This window comes from Streptomyces sp. NPDC028722, from assembly GCF_040637655.1.
Lineage (GTDB): Bacteria > Actinomycetota > Actinomycetes > Streptomycetales > Streptomycetaceae > Streptomyces.
Map to the genome: position 1 here is coordinate 1 of NZ_JBEZWU010000041.1, position 20,007 is coordinate 20,007.

At 68.6% G+C, this 20,007-nt stretch carries 23 protein-coding genes and 2 pseudogenes; 13 read left to right on the forward strand and 12 right to left on the reverse strand.

Features of this window, described 5'->3' with window-relative positions; genetic code table 11:
- Window positions 1-558 (reverse strand): HNH endonuclease family protein (locus AB0F03_RS34905; protein WP_361999737.1); only part of this gene is annotated, 558 nt, incomplete at its 3' end.
- A 151-nt stretch (window positions 559-709) separates the two neighbouring features.
- Between AB0F03_RS34905 and AB0F03_RS34910 the strand changes: the two genes are divergently transcribed.
- The gene (locus tag AB0F03_RS34910) at window positions 710-889 is read left to right on the forward strand and encodes a hypothetical protein (RefSeq protein WP_361999740.1); all 180 of its coding nucleotides are present in this window, start codon (window positions 710-712) and stop codon (window positions 887-889) included.
- A 77-nt stretch (window positions 890-966) separates the two neighbouring features.
- Here the strand turns inward: AB0F03_RS34910 and AB0F03_RS34915 are convergent, their stop codons facing one another.
- Together AB0F03_RS34915 and AB0F03_RS34920 are read right to left on the reverse strand one after the other, a co-directional pair.
- Window positions 967-1,167, reverse strand: a complete 201-nt coding sequence (locus AB0F03_RS34915; RefSeq protein ID WP_361999743.1) for a hypothetical protein — start codon at window positions 1,165-1,167, stop codon at window positions 967-969.
- Window positions 1,168-1,250: 83 nt separating this feature from the next.
- Window positions 1,251-2,066 (reverse strand): annotated as a pseudogene (locus AB0F03_RS34920) (hypothetical protein); the annotation flags it as partial.
- 201 nt (window positions 2,067-2,267) lie between these two features.
- Between AB0F03_RS34920 and AB0F03_RS34925 the strand changes: the two are divergent.
- The 4 genes from AB0F03_RS34925 (at window position 2,268) to AB0F03_RS34940 (ending at window position 5,119) form a co-directional block, all read left to right on the forward strand.
- The gene (locus AB0F03_RS34925; protein WP_361999836.1) at window positions 2,268-3,077 is read left to right on the forward strand and encodes an ATP-binding cassette domain-containing protein; all 810 of its coding nucleotides are present in this window, start codon (window positions 2,268-2,270) and stop codon (window positions 3,075-3,077) included.
- Window positions 3,074-3,835 carry an ABC transporter permease gene (locus AB0F03_RS34930; protein WP_361999746.1) on the forward strand — a complete coding sequence of 254 codons (762 nt, stop codon included), beginning with the start codon at window positions 3,074-3,076 and terminating at the stop codon, window positions 3,833-3,835. The genes AB0F03_RS34925 and AB0F03_RS34930 overlap by 4 nt, the downstream gene beginning before the upstream one ends.
- A 15-nt stretch (window positions 3,836-3,850) precedes the next feature.
- The gene (locus AB0F03_RS34935; RefSeq protein WP_361999748.1) at window positions 3,851-4,633 is read left to right on the forward strand and encodes a MerR family transcriptional regulator; all 783 of its coding nucleotides are present in this window, start codon (window positions 3,851-3,853) and stop codon (window positions 4,631-4,633) included.
- Between the two features lie 105 nt (window positions 4,634-4,738).
- Window positions 4,739-5,119, forward strand: coding sequence for a DUF6233 domain-containing protein (locus tag AB0F03_RS34940; RefSeq protein ID WP_361999751.1), 381 nt, complete (start codon window positions 4,739-4,741; stop codon window positions 5,117-5,119).
- 175 nt (window positions 5,120-5,294) lie between these two features.
- On the opposite strand, the gene AB0F03_RS34945 is transcribed toward AB0F03_RS34940, so the two are convergent.
- Window positions 5,295-5,501 (reverse strand): DUF6417 family protein, encoded by a 207-nt coding sequence (locus tag AB0F03_RS34945; RefSeq protein WP_361999839.1) that lies wholly within the window; start codon window positions 5,499-5,501, stop codon window positions 5,295-5,297.
- Window positions 5,502-5,531: 30 nt separating this feature from the next.
- The gene (locus tag AB0F03_RS34950; RefSeq protein ID WP_361999754.1) at window positions 5,532-6,518 is read right to left on the reverse strand and encodes an ATP-dependent DNA ligase; all 987 of its coding nucleotides are present in this window, start codon (window positions 6,516-6,518) and stop codon (window positions 5,532-5,534) included.
- Between the two features lie 330 nt (window positions 6,519-6,848).
- On the opposite strand from AB0F03_RS34950, the gene AB0F03_RS34955 reads away from it, so the two are divergent.
- Both AB0F03_RS34955 and AB0F03_RS34960 read left to right on the forward strand, forming a co-directional pair.
- Window positions 6,849-7,118 (forward strand): DUF3761 domain-containing protein, encoded by a 270-nt coding sequence (locus AB0F03_RS34955; RefSeq protein ID WP_361999756.1) that lies wholly within the window; start codon window positions 6,849-6,851, stop codon window positions 7,116-7,118.
- A 152-nt stretch (window positions 7,119-7,270) separates the two neighbouring features.
- Complete coding sequence (locus AB0F03_RS34960; protein WP_361999759.1) at window positions 7,271-7,444, forward strand: CsbD family protein; 174 nt, start codon at window positions 7,271-7,273, stop codon at window positions 7,442-7,444.
- A 261-nt stretch (window positions 7,445-7,705) separates the two neighbouring features.
- On the opposite strand, the gene AB0F03_RS34965 is transcribed toward AB0F03_RS34960, so the two are convergent.
- From AB0F03_RS34965 to AB0F03_RS34985, 5 genes are all read right to left on the reverse strand, one after another.
- Entirely contained in the window at window positions 7,706-8,023 is a 318-nt protein-coding gene (locus AB0F03_RS34965; RefSeq protein WP_361999762.1) for a hypothetical protein, read from the reverse strand.
- Between the two features lie 65 nt (window positions 8,024-8,088).
- The gene (locus AB0F03_RS34970; RefSeq protein ID WP_361999764.1) at window positions 8,089-8,415 is read right to left on the reverse strand and encodes a hypothetical protein; all 327 of its coding nucleotides are present in this window, start codon (window positions 8,413-8,415) and stop codon (window positions 8,089-8,091) included.
- Between the two features lie 102 nt (window positions 8,416-8,517).
- The gene (locus AB0F03_RS34975) at window positions 8,518-10,722 is read right to left on the reverse strand and encodes a hypothetical protein (protein WP_361999767.1); all 2,205 of its coding nucleotides are present in this window, start codon (window positions 10,720-10,722) and stop codon (window positions 8,518-8,520) included.
- Window positions 10,719-11,405 (reverse strand): ABC transporter ATP-binding protein, encoded by a 687-nt coding sequence (locus AB0F03_RS34980; RefSeq protein WP_361999770.1) that lies wholly within the window; start codon window positions 11,403-11,405, stop codon window positions 10,719-10,721. Before AB0F03_RS34980 ends, AB0F03_RS34975 begins: the two co-directional genes overlap by 4 nt.
- 143 nt (window positions 11,406-11,548) lie before the next feature.
- Window positions 11,549-11,767, reverse strand: a complete 219-nt coding sequence (locus AB0F03_RS34985) for a hypothetical protein (protein ID WP_361999773.1) — start codon at window positions 11,765-11,767, stop codon at window positions 11,549-11,551.
- Window positions 11,768-11,800: 33 nt separating this feature from the next.
- Between AB0F03_RS34985 and AB0F03_RS34990 the strand changes: the two genes are divergently transcribed.
- The 3 genes from AB0F03_RS34990 to AB0F03_RS35000 all read left to right on the forward strand — a co-directional run bounded on the left by AB0F03_RS34990 (window position 11,801) and on the right by AB0F03_RS35000 (window position 13,679).
- A complete protein-coding gene (locus tag AB0F03_RS34990; protein ID WP_361999776.1) occupies window positions 11,801-12,235 on the forward strand; it encodes a hypothetical protein in 435 nt (144 codons plus the stop codon).
- A 30-nt stretch (window positions 12,236-12,265) separates the two neighbouring features.
- Window positions 12,266-13,153, forward strand: a complete 888-nt coding sequence (locus tag AB0F03_RS34995; protein WP_361999779.1) for a GNAT family N-acetyltransferase — start codon at window positions 12,266-12,268, stop codon at window positions 13,151-13,153.
- Between the two features lie 202 nt (window positions 13,154-13,355).
- The gene (locus AB0F03_RS35000) at window positions 13,356-13,679 is read left to right on the forward strand and encodes a hypothetical protein (protein ID WP_361999842.1); all 324 of its coding nucleotides are present in this window, start codon (window positions 13,356-13,358) and stop codon (window positions 13,677-13,679) included.
- Between the two features lie 339 nt (window positions 13,680-14,018).
- Here AB0F03_RS35000 and AB0F03_RS35005 read toward each other — a convergent pair whose 3' ends face one another.
- Both AB0F03_RS35005 and AB0F03_RS35010 read right to left on the reverse strand, forming a co-directional pair.
- Window positions 14,019-14,771 (reverse strand): hypothetical protein, encoded by a 753-nt coding sequence (locus tag AB0F03_RS35005; RefSeq protein ID WP_361999782.1) that lies wholly within the window; start codon window positions 14,769-14,771, stop codon window positions 14,019-14,021.
- 543 nt (window positions 14,772-15,314) lie between these two features.
- Entirely contained in the window at window positions 15,315-16,373 is a 1,059-nt protein-coding gene (locus AB0F03_RS35010; RefSeq protein WP_361999784.1) for a replication-relaxation family protein, read from the reverse strand.
- Between the two features lie 998 nt (window positions 16,374-17,371).
- Between AB0F03_RS35010 and AB0F03_RS35015 the strand changes: the two genes are divergently transcribed.
- The 3 genes and pseudogenes from AB0F03_RS35015 (at window position 17,372) to AB0F03_RS35025 (ending at window position 19,461) form a co-directional block, all read left to right on the forward strand.
- The gene (locus AB0F03_RS35015; protein ID WP_361999787.1) at window positions 17,372-17,584 is read left to right on the forward strand and encodes a cold-shock protein; all 213 of its coding nucleotides are present in this window, start codon (window positions 17,372-17,374) and stop codon (window positions 17,582-17,584) included.
- A gap of 36 nt (window positions 17,585-17,620) precedes the next feature.
- Window positions 17,621-17,765 (forward strand): annotated as a pseudogene (locus tag AB0F03_RS35020) (IS5/IS1182 family transposase); the annotation flags it as partial.
- A 328-nt stretch (window positions 17,766-18,093) separates the two neighbouring features.
- Entirely contained in the window at window positions 18,094-19,461 is a 1,368-nt protein-coding gene (locus AB0F03_RS35025; RefSeq protein ID WP_361999790.1) for a hypothetical protein, read from the forward strand.
- Window positions 19,462-20,007 lie beyond the last annotated feature (546 nt).

Genomic DNA, 20,007 nt, shown 5'->3' on the forward strand with positions numbered 1-20,007 from the left:
GTCGGCCACCCAGTCGGTGACGTACTGGCAGCGGTAGCCGGTGGTCGGCGGCAGCCACGTGGCCGGGTCCTGGTCGGCCTTGGACCGGTTCGAGGAAGCCGACACCGCGATCAGCGCGCGGTCGTCACCGAGGTCGTTGGCGTACGCCTCGCGTTCCTTCGCCGTCCAGGTGGAGGCGCCGGAGTCCCAGGCCTCGGCGAGCGGGACGAGGTGGTCGATGTCCACACCGCTCCGTCCCTGGATGTAGCGGTCGTCGTAGGGCGAGTACCACTCACCCCCGCTCAGGGCGCAGCGCGGGCCCTGGGTCGGGGCGATGACGGCTTCGGTCTTGAGTACTTCCGCGCGGGTGTTGCAGCCGTCTTTGTCGGCGTCGACCCAGTGCCGGAACTTGGTGCGCTCGTAGCCGGTGCGGTCCTCGGTGTGGAGGGGCAGCTGGGCGAGGGCGTCCCGGACGGGCAGGGTGACACGGTCGGCGGGTGCGGCGGCAGCCGGGGCGGCGTGCGCGGTCGTCGAGAGGAGGAGAGCGGCGAGCACGGCGGCGGAGCGGGCGAAGCGCACGAGCGGGAGTCCTCTCGAAGAACACGGAAAGGCCGTGATCTTCGTAGCGGCTCCCGTAGGCGGCCCGCCCGGGAACCGGTAGCGGCTCTACCCGATCGGGGGGTAAGTCGGATCGTCGGCACATACCGCTGGCGGCTTAGGATCCGTGGCCGTGGCAGAGGTCCCTGATGAGCTGGTCGCGCTGGAACGATCCGCCGAGAGCGAGCGGGCCAAGCTCGCCGGCCTCGCCGGTGAGGGCTACGACGCCCAGTGGCGGTGCTGGCGCGAGGCGTCCGAGACGGTCCAGGCGGCCGTAACCGCGCACGCCGAAGCGGTGGGGGCCAACCGGTAAGAGGTCGAGCAGGCCGTGAAGAAGGCAGCCCGTCACACCCCCGGAGGATCCGGGCGTCGAATAGCCGGGTGCCTGCGCTACCGCGGGTCGGGCCAGGCGACCAGGACGTCGCCGTTCTCCTCGTCGGTGAGGATGATCCGGGCGCCGGGCATGCTCCCATACTCGCCGACCCAGCGCCGGAACTTGTGCCGCGCGGTCTCCTCGCGGCCCCACCAGCCGTGCTGGACCGGCCGGTCACCGGATCCGAGCAGCAGGTGATAACGACCGGAACTGGTCACGCGAGGCGGATCCGCTTCGGCCGGGCTGAGGGCGCGGGTGCCCAGGACACCTCTTGCGTCGTCTCGCCGCACCAGGAGAAGGGTCATGAGGCGCGGCGGATGGGCATGGCGGCGGCCGGGCCGATGGAGCCGGCGCCGAACTTCTTCCGGATGCGGTCCATGGCCTGTTCGGCGACGAGGCGGGACTCGCGCGCGGTGTCCAGGCTGATCTGCTGGGCTACCTGCCCGGCGTCGATGAGGTCCTCGCCCTTGAGCACGAGCCCGGTCAGACGGGCGCGCTGGAGGCCGGCGGCGTCCATCAGCTGGTAGGCGAGGATGCGCAAGTCTTCGTCGTGTGCGGAGGGTTCGGGCAGGCGGCGGGTCTTGTCCCAGCTGGTGCCGCCCGCGAACGTCAGGGTGAGGGTCAGGGCGCGGGCGGCCTGACCGCGGCGGCGCAGTTGGAGGCCGAGCTGGACGACGAGGTCGAGCAGGGCTGCGCGGACGGTGGCGCCGTCGAGGGTTTGGTGGGGGAAGCGGTGGCGTACGGCGGCGGAGGCTGGCAGGGCGCGGGGGACGACGGGGCGGGGGTCGATGCCGCGGGCGCGGTCGGCGGCGAGGCGGCCGGCCTTCTTGCCCAGCAGGCGCTGCACGGTTGCCGGGGAGACGGCGGCGAGCAGGCCGACCGTGTGGATGCCGTAGTCGCTGAGGACAGCGGCCTGGCTAGGGCCGATGCCGTGCAGGGCCTGGACCGGCAGCGGGCCGAGCCAGGCGGCGACCTCCTCGGGGGCGACAGCGAGGACTCCACCGGGTCCGGTGATCTCGGCGGAGGCGGTCGCCGCGACCGTGACCGTGGGGCCGACCCCGATCCGCAGGTCGACGCCCAGGCGGGAGATGGACCGGATACGGAGGATGTCGCCCAGGTGGGCCGCGTCCGTGCCGCCGTGGCCCTGCTGGGGACACGCGCTGACCGACGGCGGCGGTCCGCCGTGCCGATCGTGCCAGTGATACGGATGCCGTGGTCAGAGAGCGGCTTGACTTTGACGCTGGGTCAACCCTCCATGCTTCCGGCAGGAGCTTCCTCGCAGTCGCCTGGAACGACTCCATGAAGGAGGCAGATGACCATGACGGCCCAATCAAGCGCCGGCCCGGTGATTCGCGTGCAGGGTCTGGAAAAGTCGTACGGGAAGCTCGAAGTGCTGCGTGGCGTGGACTTCGAGGTGGCGGGGGGCAGCATCTTCGCCCTGCTCGGCTCCAACGGGGCGGGCAAGACCACGACCGTGCGGATCCTCGCCACGCTCCTGAAACCCGACGCGGGGACAGCCAGCGTCCATGGCTTCGACGTCGACAAGCAACCGGCAAATGTGCGGGAGTCCATCAGTCTCACCGGGCAGTTCGCGGCCGTCGACGAGATCCTCAGCGGTCGGGAGAACCTCGTACTCGTCGCCAGACTGCGCCACCTCAAGGACCCGGGCGCGATCGCAGATGACCTGCTGAGGCGTTTCTCGCTGACCGACGCCGGCCCGCGGAAGGTGTCCACGTATTCGGGTGGGATGCGCCGCCGACTGGACATCGCGATGAGCCTCATCGGAAATCCGTCCGTGATCTTCCTGGACGAGCCGACGGCCGGACTCGACCCCGAGGCGCGTATCGAAGTGTGGCATGCCGTCAAGGAGCTCGCGGAGTACGGCACGACGGTGCTGCTCACCACGCAGTATCTGGACGAGGCCGAGCAGCTCGCCGACCGGATTGCGATCCTCCACCTGGGTCGGATCATCGTGAACGGCACCCTTGCCGAGCTCAAGCAGCTCTTCCCGCCCGCCAAGGTCGAGTACGTCGAGAAGGAGCCGACTTTGGAGGAGATCTTCCTCGCCGTCATCGGCGGCGGCCACAAGAGCGGCGTCACTGGCACGACAACGGGGGGACAACGATGACCGCGTACTTCTTCAGCGACACTGCCGCACTCACGGGGCGGACCCTGCGCCACGTCACACGCAGCATGGACACCATCATCACGACCGCCATCACGCCGGTCGCCATGATGCTGATGTTCGTCTACGTGTTCGGCGGCGCCATCGATACCGGGTCGGTTCCGTACGTGAATTACATGCTGCCCGGCATCCTGCTCATGACCATCGCCTCAGGCATCTCCTACACCGCCTACCGGCTGTTCACCGACGTGAAGAGCGGGATCTTCGAGCGATTCCAGTCCATGCCGATCGCCCGATCGGGTGTGCTGTGGGCGCATGTCGTCACCTCTCTGGTCGCCAACCTGATCGCGCTCGTGCTCGTCGTGAGCGTCGCCCTGCTCATGGGCTTCCGCTCAGGGGCAGGAGTGTCGGCATGGCTCGCGGTCGTCGGCATCCTGCTCTTGTTCACCCTGGCGCTGACCTGGCTCGCCGTGATCCCCGGGCTCTCCGCATCGTCGGTCGAGGGAGCGGGCGCGTTCGCCTACCCGCTCATCTTCCTGCCGTTCGTCAGTTCGGCGTTCGTGCCCACGAAGACGATGCCCGGCCCGGTGCGCTGGTTCGCAGAACATCAGCCGGTGACGTCGATCGTCAACACGATCCGTGCTCTGTTCACAGGGCAGCCGGTCGGCGACGACATCTGGACCGCCCTCGCCTGGTGCGTCGGCATCCTCGTCGTGGCGTACATCTTCGCGATGGCCGCCTATCGCCGGAAGATCGCCTGAGGCAGGCTGAGACCCATGCTCACCATCAGCCAGCTTGCGGCGTACGCAGGGGTGACGGTGCGGGCGGTACGCCATTACCACAAGGTCGGGCTGTTGCCAGAGCCCGAGCGCGACCGGTCCGGATACCGGATCTACGACGCTGCCGCGGTCGTGCGACTGATCCGGATCCGCACCCTGGCCGATGCAGGCGTGCCGCTGGCCCGGGTCCAAGAACTCCTCGACGCCGGCCCGGAGGAGTTCGCCAGCGGCACCCAAGAGATCGACAAGGATCTGCGTGCCGAGATCCGACGGCTGCAGGACACCCGCAGCCGGCTCGCCCGGCTAGCCGCCGGAGAGCACCTGGCGCTCCCGCAGAGCGTCGTGGGCTACCTCGACCGGCTGCGCGGTCTCGGCGTCGGGGAGCGGTACATCGAACTGGAACGGGATGCCTGGATCATGATCGCCGCGCAGGTGCCACACCTGATCGACTCCGTGATTGCCAAGAAACACCAGGAGCTGGACGACCCCGACATGGTCAGGCTCTACAGCTTCTTCACCGGGGAGCCCGACTGGCAGGCTGGCGATCCACGGATCGTCGAGGTTGCTGACATCCTGGAGCGCCTGATGATTCGCGCAGTAGAAGCCGGCGAGGCGGGAGCCGACGGTTTCGACGATCAGTTCGTCGCCCTGATGGACTCCACCATGCTTGAGTCCGCCCCGGGCGCCGAACTGGTGCTGGCGATTCTGAAGCAGCGCGGCTGGAGCGGCTGGACCCGCATCGAACGAGTACCTGCTGACAGACTCAACACTCACACCTGACGCCATCCAGCAGTGCTCATATCCGCCCGAATCGACAGCCTGCCACGGACATTCAGCAGCACGGTTTGACAAAGTTGATTCCACAGAATGCGGGTGTGGCATGTCATGTGGCTGGGACGTATCGACCGCAAAATCGCCCAGGTCACGCAGCGGCAGGCTGAGCAGGAGTACGGCCGCCGCACGAAGCCGGCCGCACCGGAGTGGATCGTCGAACTCGGTATCGGTGTCGACCGGCCACCCGTCCAGGTCCACAGCGGAACCTGCTACATGGCGGGCAAACGACACCGTCCCGTCGACCGGGAGGAGGCCCGGCAGCTGCTCGCCGAGGGCACCAGCGCCTGTGCCCACTGCCGCCCCGACAGCGCTCTGGGGATCGCCGGCTTATCCCGGCCACGCCGGGCGGCAAAGGATCAGTTCACACTCCGCGTGTGTGCCGGGGCCGGGCACGGGTCCGCCCCGGACGGCCAAGGGCCGAGCCGGGGCTGAGCCCGTACGGGATGTGATCGTGAAGGGCGGTCGCCTACGCGGCGAAAGGCTCTGCAGGACTTCAGCCGAACGATCGTCCCTGCAGGCGAGAGATGAGGCCCGGGGACACTGTCCCCTTCACCATCACACCTGGTCCAACCGCACCAATCCACAGAACATTCCCACCCGCCGACGATCAGTCCCGGGACGGGACGCGGGCAGCGATCTCCCTGGCCCAGCGTCCGGCCACCCCTGCATCCGGCCCGCTCCCGGTAATGACATCGCGCAGCCAGTCCAGCAGGTCGTGCGCCTCCTCCAGCGTCAACAACGCCAGCCGCTCACCCGCACCCTCCACCGGCGCGAACTCGATCTCGTCCAGGTCCCTGTACTCCAAGCCGTCCACGCCCGGGGCGAGGCCCTGCACCAGCTGGGCTCACGGCCGCCCCGGGTCGACGAGGGGCAGAGCGTCGACGTCCAAGTCGTCGCGGACACGGACGAAGCGAACCGGACGACGCCACCGGCCCGCATCGACGGCGGTATCGGCGACAAACTCGGCGACCAGTTCCGATTGCACGGGGATGAAGTCGAGATCGCCGCGCCCCCAGCCGGCCGTGAAGCGAACACCGCGCCACGGGTGACCGGCTTCCGCCGGGGCCAGCAGGGCTCCCACCTCCCGGCGCGCCGCGGCCGGCAGTGGTGCGGTCAGGGCGACCAGGCGGAGACGGCCCGCCCGGTCGTAACGGCCCAGCAACAGGGCGCTCGGCTCCCGGACTCCCCCGGTGACAGCGCCGACCAGGCCCTCCTGCGTGAACCTGGCCCGCACCTTGATCCAGCCACGTCGTCCGGGCCGGTACGTCTGGGCCCGGCCCTTCACCCCCGCCGCACCCCACGCCGGGTCCAGCCAGCCCCCGGCGACAGCCCGGTCCGTCGTGGCCGGACACAGGCTGAACGGCGCGACGAGGAATCCGTCGGCGAAGAGGTTCTCCAGGAGGGATCGGCGCTCACGGTAGGGCCGGTCAAGGAGCGCCACGCCTGAGGCCTCCAGGACGTCGAACACGATCAGGTGCGCCGGCCGCTCCACCGCCGCCATGGCGGCGCCCCGGCCACGGCGCCGCGCTCGCGCCTGCAACACACCGAAGTGCAGCCTTCCGCCCTGGACGACGACCAGCTCACCGTCCAGGACCACAGGCCGATCCAGGGCCGGCGCGGCAGCCGCCACGTCGGGAAAGGAAGGCGTGAGGTCGGCGCCATTACGCGACTGGAGGAACACATGGCCGGGCCGGGCGAAGAGCAGGGCCCGGTAACCGTCCGGCTTCTGCTCCATCACCAGCCCGCCCGGCAGCGCCCGCGCCGGCGGCAGCACGGGCCAGGCCTCGGCGAGCATCGGCTCGATCGGCGGCAACAAGACCACAGCCCACATGTACGCGCTACCCGACCACCACGCACACGCACCGATCCGCCACGCGAAGAACCCGGCCGTGCCCTCCCCTGCGGAACGCCAGGCATCCGACGACAACAGCACGGTAGGGCGGACGGTGGTGGCGGGCATCAGATGCCGGCGCCAAGGAAGCCGTGACAGGCGGGCAGGGGTGGCTCCGCCGGTCGCGCTGGCTGGACGGCTCGTTCGTCCGGCCCGTCCAGGAGCCGCGGGGACCAGTAGCGACAGCGGATTTACGGGAGTGGGCTACAGGTCGTTGAAACCGCTATAAACTCCCGCTGCACTCGTTCAACTCAAAGGGGGGGGATTCCTTTGCGCGCACGTCTTGTTGCCCCGGCCATCGCTGTCGCTCTCACCGGTGTTCTGTTCAGCGCACCGACCGCGTCCGCGGCCACGCTGCCGTCCACCAACACCGCCCACCACTGCGTCCATCACACCACCGGGCTGTGCGGCTGGACGCACCACCAAAAGCCCAAGGACAAGTACGAGACCGCCAAGTGCAAGGACGCGTCCCTGTCCTACTCCCGGCACTCGCAGGGGACGTGCTCCCACCACCACGGCGTCCGCTACTGGTTCAAGTAGACCCGCCCCCGACGGCGGCGCCTTCGGCCTGCTGCTCACCTCACCGGTGCCGACCACGCGCTGCGCCGCTCCGCCCTCTGGGGTTTGCCGGCACCGTCAAAGGCCATGCGCACAGCAGTACCTCAGATCGGCAACCGAGGAAGGTGAGCGACATGGCCGCCAGCGAGAAGGCCAGGGCCAAGGCCGAACAGGCAGTGGGCAAGGCCGCTCAGGCAGCCGGACACGCCGTAGGCAACCACAAGCTGGTCACCAAGGGCCACGCGGCCGAGGCCGCGGGCAACGCCCGCGAGGCCAAGGAGTCACTGAAGGACACCGGCCGGCACTGACAGACAATCAGCAGTAGGTGGGAGCGGTCCGTAGCCGGGCCGCCCCCACGCATGTCCTCCCCCTCTATTCGTCCGTACCGCAACTGGTCGAGGGCCGCAGTCAGGTCGGCCGTTGCGGTGGGTCACAGCGCCGCGGCGCGCCCGCGAACCACAGGTTCTGCGTCTCCAGCCCGATCGTCTGATGAACAGCAGATCTCGTTCTCCTCGTCCCTCAGGGTCCATGGCCGACCCTTTTCGTACCGGGGGCCCGCCGTCCGGCCCTCAGTTGGTCCGGTCGTTGAATCCCTCGGGCACGACCCATTCCGGGTAGCCGAACCGTTCGCCGAGGGCGACGAAGGCCGGTCTGTCGGCCGGTACGTGGTACGCCTTCATGGCACGCAGGAACAGCCGGTAGCCGAGGTCCGCACAGGAATCGGTGACCACCCGTTCCAGTGCGGGGACGAGGCCGGCCACGGGAGTCCCGAACGGAGGACTCCCGACCGCGTGGCTCAGTTGTTCCACGACCGCGCGGATCACATTCAGGACGGCCCGCCGCAGCGCCCCGTCCACCACCGGCTGTGGCGGCGGTGGGGTGAACACCGGGTCATCCCGGCGCACCCGGGCCAGCCAGGTCTCTTCGGCCCTCCGCAGCTAGACGCCGGCGCTCATGCCGTACTCGACCGGGTCGAAGACGCCGGGCGTGGCGGCGAGCCACACCGTGCGGAGAGTCTCGTCCGGCAGCCCGAGTCCAGCAGCCGCTGGACGTCCTGGCCCAGTTGGGCGGCCTTCGAACGGTCGAACTCCTCGACCGACACTTCCGCGATGGCGAGCCACACCATGACCGGGCAGCCGTCAGGGTGAGATCGGACGTACTCGTTGTAGGCGTCCTCCAGCACCTCCCACTGGGAAGCCAGCCAGGACAGCCCGATGTCGGTGGTGTAGATGCCCTCGAGGAAGCCATCCTCGCTGTCGTTGCCGGACTCATCCGTCATGATCACCCCTGCGGATAGGAGGTGTACACGACCCACTTGCCGTGAGAGGCCCTCGCGGCCGGGGAGCACCCGTCCCACCGGCGACCTGGATTGGCTGGTAGCTCAGTCAGCCCGTGGCCGCCACTTTCGTGCCTCTCTGATGGCAACTGCGCCGGCCGCTCCCGCTGCTGCAGCCGAAAGGGCCAGGGTGAGTACGAGTAGCGCGCTGCACAGGCTTGCGGATAGGTGAGCGCCGCGGGCGCCGCCGCTGATGGGCTGGGCGAGCACGATATAGGCTCCGACGCCTGCGGTTCCGGCCAGGACGATGGGCAGGCTGAGAGACCATGCCGCCGTGGTGCGAAAGATGCGGCTGTGTCCGGTGAGTACGGTGACGGGGGCGAGGGTGCGGGCGAACCGAACGAATTCCGCAAGCGCTGAGAAGACCATCGCCGTGGCGATGTACATCGTGCCCACGGTGCCGAGGAACGGGATCCAGCGGGCCTGGAAGCCGAGCGTGTTGGAGCCGTTGCTTTCGGACAGGGGACGGATCACTGCATCGGTGCTCAGACTCAAGCGGGCAGCGCGCTTGACAGCCGGCAGGTCGAGGGCCGTGTGGTCGGCGGTGAAGATGACAAGCCAGACGTCCTGGGGGTCGAGGCGGGTGACCGGTGCGGTGCGGACGATGACCGGGGTGTCACCGAAGTAGGTGTAGGTGGTGGCTTTCAGGCGGCGGTCCAGCTGCTGGAGGGACACCTTTTGGGTGCTCCGTTGCGGTGGGCACGGTAGATGCATGGCGCTCAGGTCCGCGCACGGAGCCTGGATGAGACGTCGTCTGCTTGATCCGTCCGGTGCGAGGTCTACGTGGCCCAGCGACACCATGTGGACGCCGCTGGGCAGTGCGGCTCGGAATTCGCTGCTCGGGCGGGCCCGGTTGGCGGCCTGCACCAGCGCCATGCTTCTGCCCTCGACGGAGCCCACGTACTCGTTGTCGTCCGAGCGGTTGTAGAGCAGTGTGCTGATGAGCTGGGTCTGTCCGATCACACCGATCGCGATGATCAGGGTGGCGACCAGACGCACGACGGCGCCAGGGCGGGCGGCCAGAGTCCGGGCGGCGATCAGCCTTCCAGGATTGCCCGCCTTGCGGGCTTCGGCGGCGATCCGGGGGGCGTGCCGGGATGTGGCCCAGCCGATCACCGAGGGCAGGGTGACCCACACTCCCAGGACGGCGAAGAGATACCCGAAGGCGGAGCGCTGGCCGCCACCGAGCAACGGACCAGTGGCGACAGCAAGAACCAGGAAGGCCGGACAGGCTGCGAGGGCGCTGCGTCGCAACAGACCGCCGTCTGCCACGCGGATGCGGGTGCGGTGCGAGCGCCGGCCGGCGGAGGGTTGCAGGAGCAGCGTGACCGCGAAGACGAATACCACCGCGCCGGCCAGGGCCAGGAGCAGACTGACGGCTGTCTGACGCAGATCTCTCGCAGCGAGGGTGTAGTCGATCCAGGGCAGTGTGAGGTTGAAAACCAGGGCTGGGGCGATGAGTGCCGTGGCTGTCGCGGCGCCGGCGGTGACCGGGAGTACGGCGGCCCCGAAGTCCATCCATGCCCGTGCGCGCCGGTTGGCTCCGAGGACGGCCAGCAGGCGGGCCCTGCGGTCATGGCCTGCCGCGTCCATACGGGCGGCAGCTACGGTTAATCCGGCTGCTGGAAGCCCCAGCAGCACCAGCATGATCAGGTTGAGCTGGACGGCGCGGTCGCTCTCGATGGCCTTGAGGTCACCGAAGGAGGGCCCGGGGGAGCCGAATCCCACGATGGGATCGAGGTAACTGGAGTTGAGCATCCTCTGGCTGGGGCGGGTGTAGACCAGGCGTTCGCCGGGCGTGGCCAGTCCCTCGTCACCGATCCGGCCCACTGCCTTCCCATATCGGTGGGTGAAGTCCGCCGACGCAGGTGCGCTGGCGAGAGCCGGGGAAAGGAAGGATTCACCCGGAGCGGGCCAGCGAGGCAGGCCTGGAGGAAGCGGCGCGTCCGCGGTCAACGGCCACACGATGACCACCGAGTACTGTCGGCCCTGTTCACTGTCCCAGTACCGGCTCCACAGTGCCTTGGGTTGCTGACGATGGGTAGCCATCACAGGGTTGCGGGCCTCCCCACGCAGCTCTCGGCCGTCGAACGTCGCGGCCGACGCCGCGAAAGCAGCGCAGGTGAGCGCCGCCACCACGGTTGCCATCAGCAGCGCCACGAAGCGACTTCGTCCGCTCTCACCAGCCCGCGCCGCCGAAATCCCCATGCGCAGCATCTGCCACCGCAGCGATGTCCCGGTGCTCTTCATGCCGCCCCCTGCCCCGGTGCCTGCACCAGGCGCCCGTGACTGAGCCGCAGGACCCGGTCGGCGCGTCCGGCAACCGAGGCATCATGCGTCACCACCAGCAGTCCGCAGCCATCGCGCCTGGGTACACCGAACAACACATCGGCTACCTGATCGCGGGCCTGCTCGTCCAACGCCCCAGTGGGTTCGTCCGCCAGCAGCAGAGACGGATCGGACATCAGCGCCCGTGCCACTGCCGTGCGCTGGCGTTCACCACCGGACAGGTCTGCGGTGGCCGCTGCATCGACCGGTACGCCGAGTTCGGCCAACAGTTCCCGCCCCCGATGGAACGCCCCACCTCGGTCCTGGCCGGCCAGCAGCGCCGGGAGGGCCACGTTCTCCACGGGCGTCAACTCCGGGAGCAGCTCACCGAACTGGAACACCATCCCGATGTGTTGCTGCCGCCACTGCGCCAGCTTTCCACCCCGCAGCGCCCCGACGTTCTTCCCGGCCACCATGACCCGGCCGGCCGGCGCCCGGATGAGACCTAGAATCAGCGAAAGCAACGTGCTCTTTCCCGATCCGGACGGGCCCATCACCGCGACCGATTCCCCGGACTGCACGGTCAGATCCAGTGCGGACAGCAGCTTGCGGCCGCCGATTTCGTAATCAAGCCCACTGATAGACAACGGGACTTCAGGCGACACCGCTCCACCCCACACGTCAGTCCCGCTCCGCGCGCGCAGCGGGGTCAGCAAATCGCTTACAGCACAACTGATCCAGGGCGGGGCAGCGCGCCACGTATGGCGCGTCGTCCCGCCCTGGCCTAACCGGCCTTCAGGCGACACTCTTATCCGTGGGCGTGGTTGTCCGTCCACCAGTCGCTGCAGTCATCCGGCCACTGGTCGATGGACACACAGGCCTGCATGTCCCAGATCCGGCCGCCGCTGGGGCTGTAGGCCTTGCTGCCGTTCCCGCTCTCGGTACGGACTTCGTATCCGGTCTTGTTCGGATAGTTCCGGTTGAAGTTGGCGTACGCGCCGTGCCCATCCGCTTCGGTGTCCTGCACCGCCGCGACACTCCCGGAACTGGTACGCCAGGAGTGCACCCCTCCGGACTTGTAGAGGTCCACCTCCACCACGACGCGGATCACACCTACCTGACGGTCATCCGCCACCCCGTCGTCCTGCCACCGAAGCTCGCCCGCCTCATCAACGACCACCTCGAAGAAGGATCCCGGCACAGCAACGAAACCAGCAGGTACCTGCTGCCGGGCCGAGCCCCCGGGCGCCCCCGCAACCCTGCGGGACTGTCCGACAAACTCAAGCGCTACGGCCTGCCCGCCCGCGCAGCCCGGAACACGGCCATGATGCAAGCGCTCGCCGACCTGCCACCCGTCGTGCTCTCCGACTTGATCGGCATCCAGCCGAGAACCGCGGAACGCTTCGCAGCCATGGCCGGCGAGAAATGGTCCGACTACCTGGCCGCGACCCGCCCGCCCCAAACGATAGGACGGGACGTGACTGAAAGGAGGTGAAGGAGCGGCCCTCGTCCGGGAACATGAAGCATGCATCCGGATGACTGGCACCTCACCCAGGACGTCGACGCCTTCCTCGCCCGAGCTGGACACTTCCTGCGCTCCCGCGCTGCCCTGCACAACATGCCACTGACGGACATCGAGAAGCTGCGGACCCACAGGGCGATCGAGTCCGACGACGAAACCGCCATTTTCGGCCGACTAGAGTCACAGGGTGAGGTTCGCGCGATCTTCTATCTCACCCCCCGCCGACGCCTGGGCCTCACTCCGCTCTCTGCCGAGCAAGCCGACACCCTCGCTGCACACCTGGCCGGCCTGGGTCACTCACCCGACCACGTCATCGCGGAGAACGACACCGCTGGCGCCTTCTCCGAGTCATGGCAGAAGCACACGGGCGCGGCGTCGGCACCTTTCTGGAAGACGCATCTCTACCGTCTCGGCACGCTCACCCCGCCGCAGCCGCGCCCGGAGGGCCAGGGCCGCCTCACGGGCCGTAAGGACCGTGCCCAAATCGTGCGCTGGTGCCGTGAGTTCTGCATCGACGTCGGGGAGCAGCGCTCCATCGACTTGATCGACGCCGGCTCCTGGGAAGACTCGCGTTTCGGCGACAGGCACTTCACGTTCTGGGAGACCCCGGAGGGCGTCCCCGTCTCGATGGCGGCCTCGACCTCGGTCGTCGGCGGCATGGTCCGGGTGGATCCCGTCTATACCCCGGCCCACCTACGGGGCCGCGGCTACGCGGGAGCTGTGACGGTCGAGGCGAGCAGGGCCGCACAGACCGCAGGGGCAACGGACGTCGTCCTGTTCACAGACCCGGACAACACCACGAGCAACGCCCTCTACCAGCGCATCGGCTACGTCCATCTCACCGACTTCGCCGGATACACGTTCTCCTACGGCGCACCGGAGGCCGGATGACCGGACCCCCTGCACAGCGGCCTAGGAACGCTCGCCAATAGCTCACGCATCGGCGATACGGCGGGCTTTGCGCACCATCTGACCTGGACCGCTGCACGAATAGTGCATGAATCGAATACCGTCTCTTCGCCAGTAGGTCCGCGAGACGAGCGAGGCGATCATCGGCGCGGTCACCGGCCCTCTGGCCGCCCCCACCAGCCTGCTGCTCGGCAGGTACGACACCGAAGGCGGCTTTCAGTACGTCGGCCGCACCACCACCCTCGCCCGGGTGGCAGGTACCGCGGTCGCCGGCCTGCTCGCTCGAGGACGGCGCGGGCATCCGTGGACGGGCTGGTCGTTCTCCGCCGGGTGGGGCAGCCAGGAAAAGCTGAACGTCACGCTGGTGGAACCCGAGCTGGTGGTGGAAGTCGGTGTCGACGTCGCCCGCGACGCCTCCAGCCGGTGGCGACATCCCGCACGCTGGCACCGTGCCCGCCCGGACCTCTCCCCCGCCGACGTCCCCCGCCTGACGTCGCCGCCACACTGACGGGGGCCCGCCGACGCGCAACCGGCTGAGCGCGCCCCGATCCCCGGCTGCGTCCGCGCCGCCCATCCCGCCCTCCCTCATCCTCAACTCCAGCCAGGGCATGGTCGAAGGGGTCGCAACGGGGATGTCAGCGACCCGACCACGCCAAAACCGCTTACTGACGTGCACAGATGCGAGAGGGGGGCGGCAGGTCCCGCAACACCTGGCGCAACGCTCAGCGCAACGTCCGGCGCACCACTTGCCGCAACACCCAGCGCAACATCACGAGCTCGCCGGGGCGGGTGACTGGCGGGGCGGTCGTCCTGCTGGACTGGTCGGTTCGGCCGCCGCGCCGTCCTGTCACCGTTGGGGAATCTCACCGTCCATGAAGTCTTGGAGGTGGTCCTGGCAGTTGGGGCGCCCCTCCAGCGGCGGCAACCCGGCGGCCTCGCCCGCATGCCACATCACTTCGACCATGATCCCTGCCGCCTCGTACCACTCTTCGTCGCCGTGGAATCGGATGGCGGCCGCGCGGGCCATTGCACGGGCGGCTTTCCTGGCGGCCACGGCGGTCGGCGTGCCGGGGCCGGTGAGGCCGGCGGCGGTGTCGTACGTGAAGGGGGCCCGCCCCTTGGAGCGGATGACGTCCGAGCACCATGTCGCGTCGTCGGCGAAGACGTCGAGGGCGGCACGGGCGAGCGTACGGCCGTCGGGGAGCGTTCCGGCCTTCGACAGGGCGAGGAAGGCCACGTGGTACACCTCTGCGTCGGAGTCCCACGAGTGCCTGTCGAACCCGGCCCGGTTCAGGGCTGCGTCAGCGGCGTCTGAGCAGGCGTCATACGTCCGCTGGACCCGCTTGTTGTCGGTGTAGTAGTAGAGCCCCTCGATCTCCCCTCCTGCGGAGAACCAGGTGCTGGCCTCTGTGGTCACGGCGTCGACGGCCAGGAGGTGGTCGGCGGCCTCGGTCAGGCCCGCCGCTCGCAGTTCGCGGGCAAGGCGGACCCAGCTGCCCTCGGAGGGCTCGCACATCTTGAGGCATCGGGTGTACGGCAGGCCGGTCACGGCCTGGATCTGGCGGGCGAACTGGGCGGCGCGGGGCTGCTTCTTCGGCATCGTCGTCTCGGATTCCGGCGGACCTTGCCCACGCCGTGCCCGCCCCGGTTGCTCGATGCGCTTGATGATCTACGGGGACGCGGGCCTGTTGAGACCTTCACCCGGGATCGTCTGCTGCGTGGGAGCCGACGGCGGGGGGCTGTACGCGCCTAGCCGTCCGGCAGCATAGCGGGTCGCTCCTGCGGGGCAAACCCAGTCCTGACCAGCCGTGGTCGGGGCCGGACGCAGTAGGACCGGGCCCGTGGTCGGGGCGAACCACGGGCCCGGCAACGTCCGGTCGGTGAGCCCCGTGGTCGTGGACGGTGGTGGACTTTCCCGTCTCCAGGTCCAGCGTCGGCATCGGGCGGCGCTTGTCGTGCTGGCCCGCGGCCCTGCGTCCGTGGTTCCGCGCCCACCTCCAGCGTTCGCTGCGCCGGGCCGACGTGCCCGTCGACCCGCAGCAGCGCGCCGTCCTTGAGACGGTGGCCGCTGCCCCTGGTGCAGCCGGGACGCCCCCGGGCAAGCCCCTCGCGCGCAGGGGCTTGCCCGGCGTCACGCGCGGCGTCAGCGGCTGGCGGGCTCGGGGTAGCGCTCGCGGCGCCGGTACGGGTCGTCGACGCCGATCTCGTACCAGGGCTCGCCACGCTGGAGCCGGGGCAGGGTGTTCACCCAGACCGCGACGGCGATGCCCTTCACGTCGTCGGCGAGCGCCTGGAGGCGGTTGTCGAGCAGGTGCTCCGCCTTGCCCGCCAGGACGACGTGCAGCCGCGGGAAGGTCTTGGAGCGGGTGTAGCGGTGGCGCTGCCAGAAGGGGAACGTACGGCCAATGGTGCCGCGGGCGCCTTCCCAGACGCGGTGCCCGGCGTAACGCTCGTAGTCCCAGACCTCCTTCGCGAGGCGGGCCTGCGACATGCTGCCGTTGTCCAGCTCGAACAGGCGCACCTCGCTGGTCTTGGTCGGCCAGGAGAGGACGGCGTCGGTGTTGAAGCTCAGGCCGGTCTCCTTGATGGCGTGGTTGACCTCCACCTGCCAGCCGGTCAGATGGTCCCGGCCGCCGAAGGCCAGAATCATGTCCGTCACCGCAACGCCGTGCGGACCGAACCCGGCTCGAACGGCCTTCGCACCGGTGCCGGCCTTCGGCCGGGAAGGCAGCTCGCTGCCGTCGGCCAGAGCCTTCTGCCCCGCCGGGGTCAGGTTCCAGATCGGGTGCTTGCCCGCCTTTCCGTTCGTCTCCGCCAGTCCCAGCTCCGCCAGTTCCCTCATCGCCCTGCGCACGTACGACCGGCCATCCGCATCCTCCTCCGTGACCACCCGAGCCATCTGCCGGACCGTCGCTATCCGCACGCACCCCAGCATCCGCAGCGCATCGGCCCGCACCTTCCCGGCCGTGGGAGTGGGCTTCTTCCCCTTCACCGACGCCTCAAGGGAAGGGAGAGAGGTGTCGGCATGCCGGGAGGCACCCTGCCGGACGGTGTGAGCTGCGGTGATGGGCGCAACGTTGAAATCGTTCGCGGCACCGTTCACGGCACTGGATTCCGGGCCGCCCGAAGGCCGCTCAGCACCCCTTGACCAGGTCGGGCGCGGCTCCAGATCGGGCTGCCGGGCGCTGCTGGGGTACGTCATGATCAGGCTCCTCACGCAGGCGGCGCGGGACTCCGGACAGAATCCCGCCGTCACCTGGTAGAGGTGTGGCGAAAGTCAACGGTGTGACACTCCCCCGAGCGCCGTTACCGAGCCGTGATCATCCGGCGGGCGCCGCCGCTGTCCTCCGACAATGAACCTGGACTGGTTGTCACCGAAGTTGGACCGCCGTGTCGCCAAAGCCCAGCTGTGTCGGAGGTAGTGAGTGCCTGCTCTCAAGTTAGGAGGTTTGATCACATCGCTTCCGGGAAGACGCAGGCAGTGTCATCTGCGGCGTCCGACCTGCTCACGCAGGTTCGGCATGCCTTGGTCAAGGCTGGGTTTCACCTCGTCGGCGAGGACGCGGACGACGTCAGGCCGGGGATTTCCGTAATGGATGTGCCGACCGGGGTCTTGGTGACGTGGACAGCCTCGGACGGGTTCACCTCGCTAGCGAAGGACCAGGCGGGGGCCTCCGGCGACAGCATGCGGGCGGTCGTGAGAGCTGCGGTTTCGGGAGTGCTCCTCCACCTTGGGTACACGGTGACAGAACCCCTTGAAAGCGGTGACCTGCTCGTTCTGGCTCGCCAGCAAGTCGGGTCACGCCTCAACGCATCACGCCAGTAGCCGGTCAGACTTCGCTGGCAAACTATCCAAGATCGTTGTCAGAGGAAAAGGCCGCCAACGCCTGCCACGCTCGCCGTGCGTCATATCTGGGGTGTCACGCGCCCTGTCACGTCGACTGTCACGCCCGCCGGTGCACCACGCGACAGCACCCGCCGAATGAACGCTTTTTGAGCGCCTGGAGCGCCCAGAACCCCGCTTCAGGCCCGCATCGGCGTGACAGCGTGACAGCGTGACACCCGTGCCCGGCGGCCCGGACGGGGCATCACTGGGGCAACGGCTCTTGCTTACGGGACACCGCCTGTTCGGTCCCACCTCGCTGGTAAGCCGTGGTCTGATAGATCACGATCACCACCCTCAGAGAGAGTGTCACAACCGTGAGTAACCGACAGAACGGCACTGTGAAGTGGTTCAACGAAGAGAAGGGGTTCGGCTTTATCAGCCCCGCAGGCGGGGGCGATGACCTTTTCGTTCACTTCCAAGCCATCGAGAGCGACGGCTTCAAGAGCCTCAAGGAGGGACAGACCGTGTCCTTCATCGCCGAACGAGGCCAGAAGGGCATGCAGGCTGCTCAGGTCCGCCCCGAGTAGCGCCCTCGCATCGTGTGGTCGCGCCTGGGGACTGCTCTCAGGCGTCGGACGCTCACGGACGTGTTCGCCTACGCCCAGGCCGAAGGCGTCCAGCTGCGACTGGACGCCACCCGAGATCCAGGTCCGCAGGCCGCCGGCCGGCCGCGGCGGTCACCGTGCGTTCGTGTCGGGCAAGAAGAAGCTCCTGGCTGGCCGAGTGCCGCCGCAAGGCCGAGCACTTCCTCGCCTTCGTCGGCATAGCCGCAGCTCTCATCTGCCATAGCCGCCTCACCGATCGAGACGAGCTCCAGGGGAGGCCGGCCTGCGATGCGCTGACACCCAGGCCGCTCAGTTCCACCCAAATGCATGGCTTTTGTCCCGCTGTCGAACTGGGTTGATTACGCTGCGCTTATCGGGCATCACGATGAGTCCGGCACGCGCAGTGCGGTGTATGGCAGGGCTGGGACCGTCGGTGACTGCCGCGGCCACGTGGGCCTGTTATCTGCCGCAACGGCAGACAGGGGTACGAGATGGCGATCGACGAAACCGAACGGTCCGCCACGGCGGAGCAGGGTGTCCTTGAGGACGGCACCCGGGCGACACCTCCTTCGGCACAGGAGGTCACAAAGGCCGAGGCGGCCCGCAAGGAACTCGCCGCACAGGGCTACGACATCTCGGTCAAGACGTTCTGGTGGGGCTTCGAGGTCCACCTGAACGCGGAGGCCGCCGAAGCCGCCTCCCAGATCGCGGAACTCATCGGTGACATCGCCGGCGAAGCGCTGCCTTCCCCCTACGGCGACATCATCGAGGCGTACTGCCAGCTCAAGTCGCTGTGGATCAAGGAGGTCGGCAAGACCTACGGCTGCAAGCTCGTCTCTCCCTGGATCGCGCCGGGCATGCTCATCCCGATCAGCCTGCGGCCCACGGAGGACACCAGCCTGTGGTGGACCGTCTTCGAAACGGGGAAGGGCTGGAACGAGGACAAGAAGTTCTCAGCCCACCACAGCGGATCGAACCCGGCACTGGCCGAGTTCGAGGGCAAGCTGTTCTGCGTGCACCGCGGCTACGGCAGCGGCGACGAGAGTCTCTGGTGGACGGCCTACGACCCCGCCAGCGGATGGAGCGAGGACAGGAAGTTCCCCGCACACACCAGCGGCGACGGGCCCGCCCTGGCCGTCTTCGGCGGGAAACTGCACTGCGTGCACCGCGGAGGCGGCAGCGACACCAAGCTGTGGCATACCACGTACACCACCAGCGGCGGCTGGAGCCCCGACACCCGGCTGCCCGCGCACTCCAGCTCCGTCGGACCCGCCCTCGCGGTCTTCGACAACAAGCTCCACCTCGTCCACAAGGGCGCCACCAGCGACAGCGGGCTGTGGCACGCCACCTACACCACCAGCGGTGGCTGGAGCGGTGATTCCCCGCTGCCCGGGCACTCCACGGCCTCCAACCCCGCGCTGGCGGTATTCGGCGGCAATCTCCACATGGTCCACCGCGGCAGCGCCAACGACACCGGCCTGTGGCACGCCACCTTCGACGGCAACCGGTGGAGCGCCGACCAGCCCCTTGGGGCACACAGCAGTCTGGAAGGCCCCGGCCTCGCGGTCTTCGACGCCCAGCTGTACATGGTCCACCGCGGCCACGGCAGCGGCGACCAGAAACTGTGGTGGGCCACCTACAACGGCAGCACCTGGAGCACCGACCAGGTCTTCCCCGCCCACTCCAGCGGAGCCGGCCCCGCCGTGATCACCTACCGGGACCGGAACGGGGACAAGAACCAACTCCTCGTCGTCCACCGCGGCTACGGCAACCGAGCCGCCGGCACCGACGCAGCCGAGGTGGAAGCACGCATCGCCGAAGAAGAACGTACTGCGGCCCCGGATACAGCGACCCCCTGACCCCGCCGACGACGAACGAAAGCGCCCAGCCGCCCAGGCCGGGCGCTTTCGCCTGGCAACGCATCTCTGGACGGAACCAGAGAGCCCTCTGCCGCACCGCGCCCCGATCCAATTTCGATGGCAATCAGTCCAACTTCGAGGTCAGAGGACATCCAGCCTGCGGCAGTGGCCCCCTTCGGCGCCCGGCGCAGGCCGGGGGAGCGTGACATCGATTGCGGACCGCCATAGAGGGCATGGCCCGGCACGGAATGCCCCGGCACTGTAGTGGCGGCGTTGGCGGCTAGCCCTCGGGACTGAAAATCGTGTCGGCAGCATTCTGGTGCCAGTTCCAGTGATCCGCGACGTGCGTTGCATCGGCGGCGTCCCCTGCGTCGATGCTGATGGGGGGAGTTGGGTCGGTTGCTCGGGGGGCTGCGTGTGCATTGCCGGACAGCATGGCACCCGCTGCCGCGAGGGCGAGGAGCGTGAAAGCGCGCTTTGTATTGGTCATGACCCGCAAACGATCAAGCAAAAGAGTTGGTTACGAGGGGATCGCCCATATGTCCC

Bases quoted from the DNA above. Each gene is read 5' to 3' on its own strand.
- AB0F03_RS34925 (WP_361999836.1), top strand. From the start codon at position 2,268: ATGACGGCCCAATCAAGCGCCGGCCCGGTGATTCGCGTGCAGGGTCTG.
- AB0F03_RS34930 (WP_361999746.1), top strand. From the start codon at position 3,074: ATGACCGCGTACTTCTTCAGCGACACTGCCGCACTCACGGGGCGGACC.
- AB0F03_RS34935 (WP_361999748.1), top strand. From the start codon at position 3,851: ATGCTCACCATCAGCCAGCTTGCGGCGTACGCAGGGGTGACGGTGCGG.
- AB0F03_RS34940 (WP_361999751.1), top strand. From the start codon at position 4,739: ATGTGGCTGGGACGTATCGACCGCAAAATCGCCCAGGTCACGCAGCGG.
- AB0F03_RS34950 (WP_361999754.1), bottom strand. From the start codon at position 6,518: ATGTGGGCTGTGGTCTTGTTGCCGCCGATCGAGCCGATGCTCGCCGAG.
- AB0F03_RS34960 (WP_361999759.1), top strand. From the start codon at position 7,271: ATGGCCGCCAGCGAGAAGGCCAGGGCCAAGGCCGAACAGGCAGTGGGC.
- AB0F03_RS34970 (WP_361999764.1), bottom strand. From the start codon at position 8,415: ATGACGGATGAGTCCGGCAACGACAGCGAGGATGGCTTCCTCGAGGGC.
- AB0F03_RS34975 (WP_361999767.1), bottom strand. From the start codon at position 10,722: ATGAAGAGCACCGGGACATCGCTGCGGTGGCAGATGCTGCGCATGGGG.
- AB0F03_RS34995 (WP_361999779.1), top strand. From the start codon at position 12,266: ATGCATCCGGATGACTGGCACCTCACCCAGGACGTCGACGCCTTCCTC.
- AB0F03_RS35005 (WP_361999782.1), bottom strand. From the start codon at position 14,771: ATGCCGAAGAAGCAGCCCCGCGCCGCCCAGTTCGCCCGCCAGATCCAG.
- AB0F03_RS35010 (WP_361999784.1), bottom strand. From the start codon at position 16,373: ATGACGTACCCCAGCAGCGCCCGGCAGCCCGATCTGGAGCCGCGCCCG.
- AB0F03_RS35025 (WP_361999790.1), top strand. From the start codon at position 18,094: ATGGCGATCGACGAAACCGAACGGTCCGCCACGGCGGAGCAGGGTGTC.